The 13737-nt window shown below is 49.5% G+C and carries 19 protein-coding genes, 1 tRNA gene and 2 rRNA genes; 17 read left to right on the plus strand and 5 right to left on the minus strand.

Translation table 11 applies throughout. The features are described from left to right. Window positions 1-135 precede the first annotated feature (135 nt). Entirely contained in the window at window positions 136-1050 is a 915-nt protein-coding gene (locus tag BQ6873_RS10085) for a sulfurtransferase (protein ID WP_076592536.1), read from the plus strand. Next, complete coding sequence (locus BQ6873_RS10090) at window positions 1051-2220, plus strand: YeeE/YedE family protein (protein WP_076592537.1); 1170 nt, start codon at window positions 1051-1053, stop codon at window positions 2218-2220. A 186-nt stretch (window positions 2221-2406) separates the two neighbouring features. Here the strand turns inward: BQ6873_RS10090 and BQ6873_RS10095 are convergent, their stop codons facing one another. Both BQ6873_RS10095 and BQ6873_RS10100 read right to left on the minus strand, forming a co-directional pair. Then, window positions 2407-2910: a universal stress protein gene (locus tag BQ6873_RS10095; RefSeq protein WP_076592538.1), complete on the minus strand. Its 504-nt coding sequence runs from the start codon at window positions 2908-2910 to the stop codon at window positions 2407-2409. Window positions 2911-2959: 49 nt separating this feature from the next. Then, the gene (locus BQ6873_RS10100; protein WP_076592539.1) at window positions 2960-3670 is read right to left on the minus strand and encodes a TerC family protein; all 711 of its coding nucleotides are present in this window, start codon (window positions 3668-3670) and stop codon (window positions 2960-2962) included. A 659-nt stretch (window positions 3671-4329) separates the two neighbouring features. On the opposite strand from BQ6873_RS10100, the gene BQ6873_RS10105 reads away from it, so the two are divergent. The 15 genes from BQ6873_RS10105 to BQ6873_RS10150 all read left to right on the plus strand — a co-directional run bounded on the left by BQ6873_RS10105 (window position 4330) and on the right by BQ6873_RS10150 (window position 9818). Beyond that, on the plus strand, window positions 4330-4572 hold the full coding sequence (locus BQ6873_RS10105; protein ID WP_076592540.1) for a hypothetical protein: 243 nt from the start codon (window positions 4330-4332) through the stop codon (window positions 4570-4572). Between the two features lie 302 nt (window positions 4573-4874). Next, entirely contained in the window at window positions 4875-5069 is a 195-nt protein-coding gene (locus BQ6873_RS18425; RefSeq protein WP_083664437.1) for a ribbon-helix-helix protein, CopG family, read from the plus strand. Then, window positions 5069-5314 (plus strand): hypothetical protein, encoded by a 246-nt coding sequence (locus tag BQ6873_RS10110; protein ID WP_076592541.1) that lies wholly within the window; start codon window positions 5069-5071, stop codon window positions 5312-5314. Before BQ6873_RS18425 ends, BQ6873_RS10110 begins: the two co-directional genes overlap by 1 nt. A 141-nt stretch (window positions 5315-5455) precedes the next feature. After that, complete coding sequence (locus BQ6873_RS10115; RefSeq protein WP_076592540.1) at window positions 5456-5698, plus strand: hypothetical protein; 243 nt, start codon at window positions 5456-5458, stop codon at window positions 5696-5698. Window positions 5699-6000: 302 nt separating this feature from the next. Further along, window positions 6001-6195 (plus strand): ribbon-helix-helix protein, CopG family, encoded by a 195-nt coding sequence (locus tag BQ6873_RS18430; protein ID WP_083664437.1) that lies wholly within the window; start codon window positions 6001-6003, stop codon window positions 6193-6195. After that, the gene (locus BQ6873_RS10120; protein WP_076592541.1) at window positions 6195-6440 is read left to right on the plus strand and encodes a hypothetical protein; all 246 of its coding nucleotides are present in this window, start codon (window positions 6195-6197) and stop codon (window positions 6438-6440) included. The genes BQ6873_RS18430 and BQ6873_RS10120 overlap by 1 nt, the downstream gene beginning before the upstream one ends. Window positions 6441-6581: 141 nt before the next feature. Continuing rightward, complete coding sequence (locus BQ6873_RS10125) at window positions 6582-6824, plus strand: hypothetical protein (RefSeq protein WP_076592540.1); 243 nt, start codon at window positions 6582-6584, stop codon at window positions 6822-6824. Between the two features lie 302 nt (window positions 6825-7126). Beyond that, complete coding sequence (locus BQ6873_RS18435; protein WP_083664437.1) at window positions 7127-7321, plus strand: ribbon-helix-helix protein, CopG family; 195 nt, start codon at window positions 7127-7129, stop codon at window positions 7319-7321. Continuing rightward, a complete protein-coding gene (locus tag BQ6873_RS10130; protein ID WP_076592541.1) occupies window positions 7321-7566 on the plus strand; it encodes a hypothetical protein in 246 nt (81 codons plus the stop codon). The genes BQ6873_RS18435 and BQ6873_RS10130 overlap by 1 nt, the downstream gene beginning before the upstream one ends. 141 nt (window positions 7567-7707) lie before the next feature. Further along, entirely contained in the window at window positions 7708-7950 is a 243-nt protein-coding gene (locus BQ6873_RS10135; protein WP_076592540.1) for a hypothetical protein, read from the plus strand. A gap of 302 nt (window positions 7951-8252) precedes the next feature. Next, entirely contained in the window at window positions 8253-8447 is a 195-nt protein-coding gene (locus BQ6873_RS18440) for a ribbon-helix-helix protein, CopG family (protein WP_083664437.1), read from the plus strand. Beyond that, window positions 8447-8692 (plus strand): hypothetical protein, encoded by a 246-nt coding sequence (locus tag BQ6873_RS10140; RefSeq protein WP_076592541.1) that lies wholly within the window; start codon window positions 8447-8449, stop codon window positions 8690-8692. The genes BQ6873_RS18440 and BQ6873_RS10140 overlap by 1 nt, the downstream gene beginning before the upstream one ends. A 141-nt stretch (window positions 8693-8833) precedes the next feature. Next, on the plus strand, window positions 8834-9076 hold the full coding sequence (locus tag BQ6873_RS10145; RefSeq protein WP_076592540.1) for a hypothetical protein: 243 nt from the start codon (window positions 8834-8836) through the stop codon (window positions 9074-9076). A 302-nt stretch (window positions 9077-9378) separates the two neighbouring features. Continuing rightward, entirely contained in the window at window positions 9379-9573 is a 195-nt protein-coding gene (locus BQ6873_RS18445) for a ribbon-helix-helix protein, CopG family (RefSeq protein WP_083664437.1), read from the plus strand. Then, window positions 9573-9818: a hypothetical protein gene (locus BQ6873_RS10150; protein ID WP_076592541.1), complete on the plus strand. Its 246-nt coding sequence runs from the start codon at window positions 9573-9575 to the stop codon at window positions 9816-9818. Before BQ6873_RS18445 ends, BQ6873_RS10150 begins: the two co-directional genes overlap by 1 nt. A 15-nt stretch (window positions 9819-9833) precedes the next feature. Here BQ6873_RS10150 and BQ6873_RS10155 read toward each other — a convergent pair. The 3 genes from BQ6873_RS10155 to BQ6873_RS10165 all read right to left on the minus strand — a co-directional run bounded on the left by BQ6873_RS10155 (window position 9834) and on the right by BQ6873_RS10165 (window position 13587). Continuing rightward, window positions 9834-9909: transfer RNA gene (locus BQ6873_RS10155), tRNA-Thr, on the minus strand. Window positions 9910-10430: 521 nt separating this feature from the next. Then, window positions 10431-10543, minus strand: a 5S ribosomal RNA gene (gene rrf, locus BQ6873_RS10160). Between the two features lie 169 nt (window positions 10544-10712). Next, window positions 10713-13587 (minus strand): 23S ribosomal RNA (locus tag BQ6873_RS10165). Between the last annotated feature and the right edge of the window lie 150 nt (window positions 13588-13737).

A 13737-nucleotide genomic window follows, 5' to 3' on the forward strand; every position in this document is an offset into this window, starting at 1 on the left:
TGATGTTTCCTTATCTCTACCTACTCCACATGCATTTTCTGAATATCGATATTGAAAATGCTTCGTTGTTCATCAGCAATCTCTTCGGTAATGTGATCGCGTAACGATTTCTTAACAACCGGAGGAGAACTAAACATGAAAATCATCAAGTCCCTGCTGATTGCAGGCAGCCTGTTTCTGGGTGCAGCACATGCTGCGCCGAGTGACTTCCTCGTCAGCACCGACTGGCTGGAAAAGAACATCAGCAATCCGAAATTGCGTCTGATTGAAGTCAGCGTGAATCCTGGTGTATTTGAACGTGCGCATATACCTGGCGCGGTAAATTTTGAATGGCATACCGATCTGGTCGATACAGTACGTCGCGATATCGCCACTCAGCAAAACTTCGAAAAGCTGCTGCGTAATGCTGGCATCAACAATGACAGCACCGTCGTACTCTACGGCGACACCAACAACTGGTTCGCAGCATGGGGCGCATGGGTATTCGATATCTATGGCATCAAGAACGTCAAACTGCTGGATGGCGGTCGCAAAAAATGGGAAACAGAAAATCGCCCACTGGTTGCTGTGACCAAATTACCGGCAGCTGGCAATATCAAAGTCAGCGCAGCCAATCCTGCATTGCGCGCACGTTTGAGCGACGTCGTTGCAGCAGCAGAAAAGAAAAGCAATGTGGCATTAGTCGACATTCGCTCGCCTGATGAATACAGTGGGAAAATCTTCGCACCAGCCGGCGTACAAGAGCTGGCTATCCGTGCAGGCCACATTCCTGGTGCAGCCAACGTACCTTGGGGTCAAGCTGTTGCAGCGGATGGCACTTTCAAATCGGTGGATGAACTGAAAAAAATCTATGCTGCAGCCGGCATCGATGGCAGCAAACCAGTCATCACTTACTGCCGTATCGGCGAGCGCTCCAGCCACACTTGGTTCGCACTGACAAAATTGCTGGGCTATGACGTCCGCAACTACGATGGTTCGTGGACAGAATACGGCAACGCAGTTGGCGTGCCGGTGACGAATCTGGCTGGCACAGTATGGGGTGGAAAATAATTGGCTGAACTGGCATTGCCGCCATTGCGGCGGCTCTTGCCCTCTGTCTTTGTCCTGACGGCAGCAGCGCTGTTCTCGCACTCCCTCGGCAATATCGCCGAGGGGGGACGCGAACTGGCGCTGTCTGCCTTATTGGGCATTGCATTCGGCATTTTTCTACAGCGCTCGCGCTTCTGTTTCTTTTGCGTCAGTCGCGACTTCATCGAGCGACGCGATGCACGCGGCTTGCTCGGCATACTAGCCGCACTGGCTGTCGGTATCCTTGGTTATCACCTCGTCTTCGGCGCATTCGCGCCTATCCCGACCTTGGGTCGATTACCACCACAAGCGCATATCGGTCCTGTGAGTTGGGTACTGGCTGTTGGTGCACTCAGCTTTGGCGTAGGCATGGCGCTGTCCGGCTCATGCATCAGTGCGCATCTTTATCGCTTGGGCGAAGGATCGACCGTTTCTCCGTTTGCATTACTCGGTACCTTGTTCGGCTTCGTACTGGGATTTTTGAGCTGGAACAGCTTGTATCTTTCCGGCATACAGCAAGCACCTGTGATCTGGCTGCCGCATCACTTCGGTTATGCGGGCTCAGTTGCACTGCAATTGACAATACTCGCCCTGCTTGCGATTTGGTTATGGCGTGAACACAAGATTCAAGACACTACCCAGGCGATCGGCAATATATGGGAGCGACGCTGGCCGGTGTATGTAGGCGGCTTGCTGATCGGCTTCCTCGCTGTATTGTCTTACTTCCGCATTGGCCCATTGGGCGTAACAGCAGAACTGGGCAGCATCGCGCGTACTGCTGCGAATACTGTCGGATGGTTACCGAGTCGCTTGGAAGGCGTCGATACTTTCTCCGGCTGCGCCACCATCATTAAAGAAACGCTATGGTCGCAAAATGGCGTCTTCGTCATCAGTCTGATATTGGGATCATTGGCGGCGGCCATCTCTGCAGGTGATTTCAAACCACGTCGTCCACGCTTGCCGGAAGTCGGTCGCGCCTTTGCTGGCGGCATCTTGATGGGCTGGGGATCTATGGTCGCGCTTGGCTGCACAGTCGGCACGCTACTTTCCGGAATCATGGCAGGCGCCGCATCAGGTTGGATATTCGCGCCATTTCTCTTTGGCGGATTATGGATAGGATGGAAAGTGCGTGCGCAAATGACATGGAATTAAGCTAATCGGAGCGCTAGATTACAAACCAAAGAGGTGCTGCATCACACCATTAATTTTCTTCGAGATCAGTTTTAAACAAAAAGGGCCAGCTATAAAGCTGGCCCTTCAAACATCTAAATCGCTTATTTCAAGATGTTAGTGCTATATAAAAGTCATGCTGTCAGCGCTTGGAAAATACAAAGCTTCTTACTCTACTGCAAGCCATAACACTGCCAATCCGACACCGACTGGTATACCGAAACGTGCCAGCTTCGTCGCATTTTCTTTCGCGACAACTTCGACTGGCAGATCCGTAATAGCCATTACTTTACTCACGACAGAGCCTTGAAAAAATCGAGACAGTGCATTTTTACGCGTGGTGCCCATCACGATTTTTTGTGATGCCGTTTCTTGAGCGCATGCAACGATACCTTCTGCAGCATCGCCCTTGTTGATATGAACGGAATGTTCAACACCAGCTTTGATCAACATGTCGACAGCACCTTTCAATGCTTGCTCAGCTCGTTCTTGCTGCAGCATACGAACATTCGCTGATGGTACAAAACGCGTGATGTATCTCGACAGACGGGGTTGAATATTGGCCAGGTTCACGTTGATCAATTCGTCATGCATTGCACGATATTGAATAACGTATTCCACTGCACGCAACGCATTCCGCGAACCGTCTACAGGTATGAGAATGTTGAGCATGATGATCTCCTCGCAATGTATAAACGTTAGTAATTTTTGTGAACGGTCTTCAAGGATGTTTTGGTCTTGCCTCCCTGTGCGTCGATTTGATAGGCGCATTTCTAAGCAAACCACTCAGCACGACTCCGCCTATGACCAAGCCGTACAGTAACCAGACTACAAATTCATTCTGCGTAAAGAACTCCTGCAATATCGGCTCTTGCACAATCATTTTTGCCGCCGTCCATGCAAGCACTGTTGCGCCCAGATAAATGATGACCGGATAACGCTCTACCCATTTCAAAATCAGCGTGCTACCTAGCACCATGATCGGAACACTGATCAACAATCCCAGCACCACCAGCAAGAACTCACCATGTGCGGCGCCAGCCACACCCAGCACGTTATCCATACCCATCACTGCATCCGCCACGATGATGGTACGTATCGCAGCCCACAAACCGACACGTGACGACGCAACATCGACGTGCTTCTTTTCATCATGCATAGGTGCCAGCAATTTGTAGGCAATCCAAACCAGCAACACACCACCGACCAGCAACAGCCCAGGAACATTCAACAGCCAGACAATTGCGACTGTCATCGCGATCCGCACAACAACCGCACCTATCGTGCCGCCTATGATCGTGATGCGCTGCAAATGCTTAGGCAGTTTTCGTGCGACCAGCGCAATGACGATCGCGTTATCTCCAGCCAAAACAAGATCAATAACAATGATTGCCAGTAATGCTGAGAAGAATTCCGCTGAGAATAAGTCCATAGCTCCTCCTCACACCCGACTGGCATTCACTCGCCACCAAATATTGAAAAAGGTTGGAACGAAAAAAAACCTTTACCTCAATTCGGTAAAGGTCTCGCTACAACGTTGCCGTTGCCTGCAGGCCGGGGAATTTTCCCGTAATGACGGCGTATGCAGTAAAGCTACTCCCCTTTAGGGCGACTACTTGTATTCAACATAGGTGACGGAATACTTAGTGTCAATGGAAATATTAAAATAACGTTAAATAATTCTTAACGATAAATTAATTACACTGTAAGGCACTGAATATATTGAGATATTTACCAAGAAAGCAGCTCGTTTTAAGCCAAGAGAATTGCTCTATAACAGGATTCTTGATGGCCTTCTGCTCATAAGGAGCTGCTATCAGCTGACTTGGCTCGCCAAGTTATACCAAGTCCAATTTGATATCAAGGAGTCGCTTCCCTTGAAGTTTGATGCGCCACTTTATGTGAGCGATAAGCGTCTGCACAAATGAAAAAGGGCTAGCTTTACGCTAACCCTTTTAAAATTACTGGTGCTGATGAGGCGAATCGAACACCCGACCTACTGATTACGAATCACCTTCGTAAAAGCGGGGCTAGCTGTGCTGCCACACTTGCTAGCTCCTAACCTCAATCGAACTACTAAGGAGTTCCATCATGGCTTCAAACATTGAAACACAAATTCTTTCGCAATTGTCAGCTACCGAGGGTGCCGTATCTGCCGCCCGTGCTGTAGGGCGTATCTCTCGTGATTCTGGCCCGGATACGGTTGAGGATCTGGCTTATCTGTCGAATTTTCTCGGTGAGCTAGTTTTCCAAAATTTCCAGATATTGCGCCGCCAGGTTGTTGAGGACGTGCTTCCACTGGTTGCGGATGTCAAGGCCGTCCGGCTGGCCTGATGGTGGCGGGGTATGGGCTGCAAGGCCCATGCAAGCGGTGAGTTTACGCTTCTGCATGTGCGTGGATGCGCGCTCATAGGTCGCATGCTAAATGGCGATTCCGCGCCTGCAAGCGCTTTTGATGTGTCGACTACGGTTGAGCCGCGCACGAGCCGCCGATGCCGGGCGCTAGCCGGCGCGGCGGCGCGAAGCGCCGCCTTAACTTGTACCTAGGACACTTAAGGAATAGATGACAGACGGCTTGACTTTTAAGGCGATTATGTAATGATAATGTACGTACAATGTAATTACATATTGAATTTATGGCTCTAAAACCAAAAACCTCTGTGCTTCAGATACGGCTTGATGATGATCTTTTGTCAGAGTTTCGTCGTCTCTGTGACTATCGCGGCGAGACCGTTTCTGCTGTTCTTCGTCGTTCTATTTCCAACCATAACGAGCATTGGCAAGAGCGTGAACGCAAAGACGCTAAGGTCGCTCTGGCAAGGGGTAAGTAATGCCTTTAACTTCTGAAGCTGATCTGTTTGTTAGGGATTTAGCCGCTGCTGTCAGTAAGTGTGATGATCCCTACTCACTCGCTACCTTTGTAGTGCATGGCTTTTTGAATTCGCTGACACTCTCAACCGATGACAAGCAGGATATTCTTGCTGATGTATCCGATATTTTTGATGGCCTTCCGCCCTCTGATCGATCGGGTTTTATAAATGAGAAGAAAAAAGGAAAAAGGGCTAGCCGAAGCTAACCCTTTTAAAATTACTGGTGCTGATGAGGCGAATCGAACACCCGACCTACTGATTACGAATCACCTTCGTAAAAGCGGGGCTAGCTGTGCTGCCACACTTGCTAGCTCCTAACCTCAATCGAACTACTAAGGAGTTCCATCATGGCTTCAAACATTGAAACACAAATTCTTTCGCAATTGTCAGCTACCGAGGGTGCCGTATCTGCCGCCCGTGCTGTAGGGCGTATCTCTCGTGATTCTGGCCCGGATACGGTTGAGGATCTGGCTTATCTGTCGAATTTTCTCGGTGAGCTAGTTTTCCAAAATTTCCAGATATTGCGCCGCCAGGTTGTTGAGGACGTGCTTCCACTGGTTGCGGATGTCAAGGCCGTCCGGCTGGCCTGATGGTGGCGGGGTATGGGCTGCAAGGCCCATGCAAGCGGTGAGTTTACGCTTCTGCATGTGCGTGGATGCGCGCTCATAGGTCGCATGCTAAATGGCGATTCCGCGCCTGCAAGCGCTTTTGATGTGTCGACTACGGTTGAGCCGCGCACGAGCCGCCGATGCCGGGCGCTAGCCGGCGCGGCGGCGCGAAGCGCCGCCTTAACTTGTACCTAGGACACTTAAGGAATAGATGACAGACGGCTTGACTTTTAAGGCGATTATGTAATGATAATGTACGTACAATGTAATTACATATTGAATTTATGGCTCTAAAACCAAAAACCTCTGTGCTTCAGATACGGCTTGATGATGATCTTTTGTCAGAGTTTCGTCGTCTCTGTGACTATCGCGGCGAGACCGTTTCTGCTGTTCTTCGTCGTTCTATTTCCAACCATAACGAGCATTGGCAAGAGCGTGAACGCAAAGACGCTAAGGTCGCTCTGGCAAGGGGTAAGTAATGCCTTTAACTTCTGAAGCTGATCTGTTTGTTAGGGATTTAGCCGCTGCTGTCAGTAAGTGTGATGATCCCTACTCACTCGCTACCTTTGTAGTGCATGGCTTTTTGAATTCGCTGACACTCTCAACCGATGACAAGCAGGATATTCTTGCTGATGTATCCGATATTTTTGATGGCCTTCCGCCCTCTGATCGATCGGGTTTTATAAATGAGAAGAAAAAAGGAAAAAGGGCTAGCCGAAGCTAACCCTTTTAAAATTACTGGTGCTGATGAGGCGAATCGAACACCCGACCTACTGATTACGAATCACCTTCGTAAAAGCGGGGCTAGCTGTGCTGCCACACTTGCTAGCTCCTAACCTCAATCGAACTACTAAGGAGTTCCATCATGGCTTCAAACATTGAAACACAAATTCTTTCGCAATTGTCAGCTACCGAGGGTGCCGTATCTGCCGCCCGTGCTGTAGGGCGTATCTCTCGTGATTCTGGCCCGGATACGGTTGAGGATCTGGCTTATCTGTCGAATTTTCTCGGTGAGCTAGTTTTCCAAAATTTCCAGATATTGCGCCGCCAGGTTGTTGAGGACGTGCTTCCACTGGTTGCGGATGTCAAGGCCGTCCGGCTGGCCTGATGGTGGCGGGGTATGGGCTGCAAGGCCCATGCAAGCGGTGAGTTTACGCTTCTGCATGTGCGTGGATGCGCGCTCATAGGTCGCATGCTAAATGGCGATTCCGCGCCTGCAAGCGCTTTTGATGTGTCGACTACGGTTGAGCCGCGCACGAGCCGCCGATGCCGGGCGCTAGCCGGCGCGGCGGCGCGAAGCGCCGCCTTAACTTGTACCTAGGACACTTAAGGAATAGATGACAGACGGCTTGACTTTTAAGGCGATTATGTAATGATAATGTACGTACAATGTAATTACATATTGAATTTATGGCTCTAAAACCAAAAACCTCTGTGCTTCAGATACGGCTTGATGATGATCTTTTGTCAGAGTTTCGTCGTCTCTGTGACTATCGCGGCGAGACCGTTTCTGCTGTTCTTCGTCGTTCTATTTCCAACCATAACGAGCATTGGCAAGAGCGTGAACGCAAAGACGCTAAGGTCGCTCTGGCAAGGGGTAAGTAATGCCTTTAACTTCTGAAGCTGATCTGTTTGTTAGGGATTTAGCCGCTGCTGTCAGTAAGTGTGATGATCCCTACTCACTCGCTACCTTTGTAGTGCATGGCTTTTTGAATTCGCTGACACTCTCAACCGATGACAAGCAGGATATTCTTGCTGATGTATCCGATATTTTTGATGGCCTTCCGCCCTCTGATCGATCGGGTTTTATAAATGAGAAGAAAAAAGGAAAAAGGGCTAGCCGAAGCTAACCCTTTTAAAATTACTGGTGCTGATGAGGCGAATCGAACACCCGACCTACTGATTACGAATCACCTTCGTAAAAGCGGGGCTAGCTGTGCTGCCACACTTGCTAGCTCCTAACCTCAATCGAACTACTAAGGAGTTCCATCATGGCTTCAAACATTGAAACACAAATTCTTTCGCAATTGTCAGCTACCGAGGGTGCCGTATCTGCCGCCCGTGCTGTAGGGCGTATCTCTCGTGATTCTGGCCCGGATACGGTTGAGGATCTGGCTTATCTGTCGAATTTTCTCGGTGAGCTAGTTTTCCAAAATTTCCAGATATTGCGCCGCCAGGTTGTTGAGGACGTGCTTCCACTGGTTGCGGATGTCAAGGCCGTCCGGCTGGCCTGATGGTGGCGGGGTATGGGCTGCAAGGCCCATGCAAGCGGTGAGTTTACGCTTCTGCATGTGCGTGGATGCGCGCTCATAGGTCGCATGCTAAATGGCGATTCCGCGCCTGCAAGCGCTTTTGATGTGTCGACTACGGTTGAGCCGCGCACGAGCCGCCGATGCCGGGCGCTAGCCGGCGCGGCGGCGCGAAGCGCCGCCTTAACTTGTACCTAGGACACTTAAGGAATAGATGACAGACGGCTTGACTTTTAAGGCGATTATGTAATGATAATGTACGTACAATGTAATTACATATTGAATTTATGGCTCTAAAACCAAAAACCTCTGTGCTTCAGATACGGCTTGATGATGATCTTTTGTCAGAGTTTCGTCGTCTCTGTGACTATCGCGGCGAGACCGTTTCTGCTGTTCTTCGTCGTTCTATTTCCAACCATAACGAGCATTGGCAAGAGCGTGAACGCAAAGACGCTAAGGTCGCTCTGGCAAGGGGTAAGTAATGCCTTTAACTTCTGAAGCTGATCTGTTTGTTAGGGATTTAGCCGCTGCTGTCAGTAAGTGTGATGATCCCTACTCACTCGCTACCTTTGTAGTGCATGGCTTTTTGAATTCGCTGACACTCTCAACCGATGACAAGCAGGATATTCTTGCTGATGTATCCGATATTTTTGATGGCCTTCCGCCCTCTGATCGATCGGGTTTTATAAATGAGAAGAAAAAAGGAAAAAGGGCTAGCCGAAGCTAACCCTTTTAAAATTACTGGTGCTGATGAGGCGAATCGAACACCCGACCTACTGATTACGAATCACCTTCGTAAAAGCGGGGCTAGCTGTGCTGCCACACTTGCTAGCTCCTAACCTCAATCGAACTACTAAGGAGTTCCATCATGGCTTCAAACATTGAAACACAAATTCTTTCGCAATTGTCAGCTACCGAGGGTGCCGTATCTGCCGCCCGTGCTGTAGGGCGTATCTCTCGTGATTCTGGCCCGGATACGGTTGAGGATCTGGCTTATCTGTCGAATTTTCTCGGTGAGCTAGTTTTCCAAAATTTCCAGATATTGCGCCGCCAGGTTGTTGAGGACGTGCTTCCACTGGTTGCGGATGTCAAGGCCGTCCGGCTGGCCTGATGGTGGCGGGGTATGGGCTGCAAGGCCCATGCAAGCGGTGAGTTTACGCTTCTGCATGTGCGTGGATGCGCGCTCATAGGTCGCATGCTAAATGGCGATTCCGCGCCTGCAAGCGCTTTTGATGTGTCGACTACGGTTGAGCCGCGCACGAGCCGCCGATGCCGGGCGCTAGCCGGCGCGGCGGCGCGAAGCGCCGCCTTAACTTGTACCTAGGACACTTAAGGAATAGATGACAGACGGCTTGACTTTTAAGGCGATTATGTAATGATAATGTACGTACAATGTAATTACATATTGAATTTATGGCTCTAAAACCAAAAACCTCTGTGCTTCAGATACGGCTTGATGATGATCTTTTGTCAGAGTTTCGTCGTCTCTGTGACTATCGCGGCGAGACCGTTTCTGCTGTTCTTCGTCGTTCTATTTCCAACCATAACGAGCATTGGCAAGAGCGTGAACGCAAAGACGCTAAGGTCGCTCTGGCAAGGGGTAAGTAATGCCTTTAACTTCTGAAGCTGATCTGTTTGTTAGGGATTTAGCCGCTGCTGTCAGTAAGTGTGATGATCCCTACTCACTCGCTACCTTTGTAGTGCATGGCTTTTTGAATTCGCTGACACTCTCAACCGATGACAAGCAGGATATTCTTGCTGATGTATCCGATATTTTTGATGGCCTTCCGCCCTCTGATCGATCGGGTTTTATAAATGAGAAGAAAAAAGGAAAAAGGGCTAGCCGAAGCTAACCCTTTTAAAATTACTGGTGCTGATGAGGCGAATCGAACACCCGACCTACTGATTACGAATCAGTTGCTCTACCAACTGAGCTACATCAGCGAAGCCGACTATTCTACCAAAAAATAGAATCTAACTGTTGCGCAAAACGCACTTTCTAGAGTAATGGCTAGTTTTTACTGCTTAAAATTATGGCAGTAGCACCTTAAGAACCGTACCAGTCCACAATCTCAATGGCATATCTCAACGCACACGATGCGTCTGGCTAATTTGCCTTTAACTTTGCGTTCACTCAGTGCTGCCCACGGTAATCATGCGGATCAAATCTCTCCATGAACTCCATCAATTTGATGCAGAGCCCGTAGAAATATCTGTGTGAAGTAAGCGATCGATCGCGCGCATCATACCGTGAACGTGCTCAAGCAATCAATCTCGTTTGCAGTAAGGGCGTATCGGTGCGAATGGAAGAAGAAACGAAGAGAAGTCTGTACCGAGTAACTGCTAGCGGTGTAGTTTCTGCTGATTTGATGCGCAGATTTCTACGTATTTACCGTGGCGCTACAAATCGATTTTCCAAAGCAAAAACCCCCCAGCATTTCTACTGAGGGGTTTTCTAAATAAAAGCCTGACGATGACCTACTTTCACACTGGTTGCAGCACTATCATCGGCGCAAATTCGTTTCACGGTCCTGTTCGGGATGGGAAGGGGTGGTACCAAATCGCTATGGTCATCAGGCATAACTTGTAAAGTCACTTGCTAAGTCGTTAAAGCTGACTTGAGCAAACAACTCAATCTGGAAGAAGTAAAGATCACACTGTAACCATGGGTGATGGTACAGCGGTTTTGATTGCACGAATCAAGTTCGCACTCACGTGTACTTGTTGCCTACACCTGCTAAGGTTATAGGGACAAGCCGTACGGGCAATTAGTATCAGTTAGCTTAATGCATTACTGCACTTCCACACCTGACCTATCAACGTCCTGGTCTCGAACGACCCTTCAAAGAGCTCAAGGCTCTGGGAAATCTCATCTTAAGGCAAGTTTCCCGCTTAGATGCTTTCAGCGGTTATCTCTTCCGAACTTAGCTACCCGGCAATGCCACTGGCGTGACAACCGGTACACCAGAGGTTCGTCCACTCCGGTCCTCTCGTACTAGGAGCAGCCCCCTTCAAATTTCCAACGCCCACGGCAGATAGGGACCAAACTGTCTCACGACGTTTTAAACCCAGCTCACGTACCACTTTAAATGGCGAACAGCCATACCCTTGGGACCGGCTACAGCCCCAGGATGTGATGAGCCGACATCGAGGTGCCAAACTCCCCCGTCGATATGAACTCTTGGGAGGAATCAGCCTGTTATCCCCAGAGTACCTTTTATCCGTTGAGCGATGGCCCTTCCATACAGAACCACCGGATCACTATGTCCTACTTTCGTACCTGCTCGACTTGTCAGTCTCGCAGTTAAGCACGCTTATGCCATTGCACTATTAGCACGATGTCCGACCGTACCTAGCGTACCTTCGAACTCCTCCGTTACACTTTGGGAGGAGACCGCCCCAGTCAAACTGCCTACCATGCACTGTCCCCGATCCGGATAACGGACCAAGGTTAGAACCTCAAACAAACCAGGGTGGTATTTCAAGGTTGGCTCCACGAGAACTAGCGTCCCCGCTTCAAAGCCTCCCACCTATCCTACACAGATTGGTTCAAAGTCCAATGCAAAGCTACAGTAAAGGTTCATGGGGTCTTTCCGTCTAGCCGCGGGTAGATTGCATCATCACAAACATTTCAACTTCGCTGAGTCTCGGGAGGAGACAGTGTGGCCATCGTTACTCCATTCGTGCAGGTCGGAACTTACCCGACAAGGAATTTCGCTACCTTAGGACCGTTATAGTTACGGCCGCCGTTTACTGGGACTTCAATCAAGAGCTTGCACCCCATCATTTAATCTTCCAGCACCGGGCAGGAGTCACACCATATACGTCCACTTTCGTGTTTGCATAGTGCTGTGTTTTTATTAAACAGTCGCAGCCACCAGTTTATTGCAACCCCTTCATCCTTCCACAGTAAAGTGGTCAAACTACAAGGGCGTACCTTATCCCGAAGTTACGGTACCAATTTGCCGAGTTCCTTCTCCCGAGTTCTCTCAAGCGCCTTAGAATACTCATCTCGCCCACCTGTGTCGGTTTGCGGTACGGTCTCGTTAGACTGAAGCTTAGAGGCTTTTCTTGGAACCACTTCCGATTGCTTCACGAATAAATTCGTTGGTCCCATGCCCTTGAATTACGCTGCCGGATTTGCCTAACAGCCTTCTATGACACAGGAACCGGGACATCCAACACCCGGACAACCTTCCGCGATCCGTCCCCCCATCGCATCTAACGACGGTGCAGGAATATTAACCTGCTTCCCATCAGCTACGCATCTCTGCCTCGCCTTAGGGGCCGACTCACCCTGCTCCGATGAACGTTGAACAGGAAACCTTGGGCTTACGGCGTGGAGGCTTTTCACCCCCATTATCGCTACTCATGTCAGCATTCGCACTTCTGATACCTCCAGCATCCTTTACAAGACACCTTCGCAGGCTTACAGAACGCTCTCCTACCATATATCCGAAGATATATCCGCAGCTTCGGTGACTGGCTTAGCCCCGTTACATCTTCCGCGCAGGACGACTCGATCAGTGAGCTATTACGCTTTCTTTAAAGGATGGCTGCTTCTAAGCCAACCTCCTGACTGTTTTAGCCTTCCCACTTCGTTTTCCACTTAGCCAATCTTTGGGACCTTAGCTGGCGGTCTGGGTTGTTTCCCTCTTGACGCCGGACGTTAGCACCCGACGTCTGTCTCCCAAGCTCGCACTCATCGGTATTCGGAGTTTGCAATGGTTTGGTAAGTCGCGATGACCCCCTAGCCATAACAGTGCTCTACCCCCGATGGTGATACTTGAGGCACTACCTAAATAGTTTTCGGAGAGAACCAGCTATTTCCAAGTTTGTTTAGCCTTTCACCCCTACCCACAGCTCATCCCCTAATTTTTCAACATTAGTGGGTTCGGTCCTCCAGTGCGTGTTACCGCACCTTCAACCTGGCCATGAGTAGATCACTTGGTTTCGGGTCTACACCCAGCGACTGAACGCCCTATTCGGACTCGATTTCTCTACGGCTTCCCTATACGGTTAACCTTGCCACTGAATGTAAGTCGCTGACCCATTATACAAAAGGTACGCAGTCACGGAACAAGTCCGCTCCTACTGTTTGTATGCACACGGTTTCAGGATCTATTTCACTCCCCTTCCGGGGTTCTTTTCGCCTTTCCCTCACGGTACTGGTTCACTATCGGTCGATATCGAGTATTTAGCCTTGGAGGATGGTCCCCCCATGTTCAGACAGGATTTCTCGTGTCCCGCCCTACTTGTTGCAAGCTTAGTTCCACACCACATATTTCGTGTAAGGGGCTATCACCCTCTATGGCTGCACTTTCCAGAGCATTCCACTATATCTGATGCTAAAACTTGCGGCTGATCCCATTTCGCTCGCCACTACTTTGGGAATCTCGGTTGATTTCTTTTCCTGCAGCTACTTAGATGTTTCAGTTCGCCGCGTTCGCTTCACACACCTATGTATTCAGTGAGTGATGACCCAAAGGGCCGGGTTTCCCCATTCGGAAATCTGCGGATCAAAGCTTGTTTGCTAGCTCCCCGCAGCTTATCGCAAGCTACTACGTCCTTCATCGCCTGATATCGCCAAGGCATCCACCATGTGCACTTATTCGCTTGTCCCTATAACTTTAGCCTCTCAATCGCTTGCGCTTTCAAGAAGACGGCTATAAGGCAAACAAGTACTACGTGTTTGCTGTATTGACACTGGATTATCCTTTCGGATAACTGATCGTCAATACTATTTGATTTGATACAATCAAAACCCATCAG

This window comes from Herminiimonas arsenitoxidans (genome assembly GCF_900130075.1).
Lineage (GTDB): Bacteria > Pseudomonadota > Gammaproteobacteria > Burkholderiales > Burkholderiaceae_D > Oxalicibacterium > Oxalicibacterium arsenitoxidans.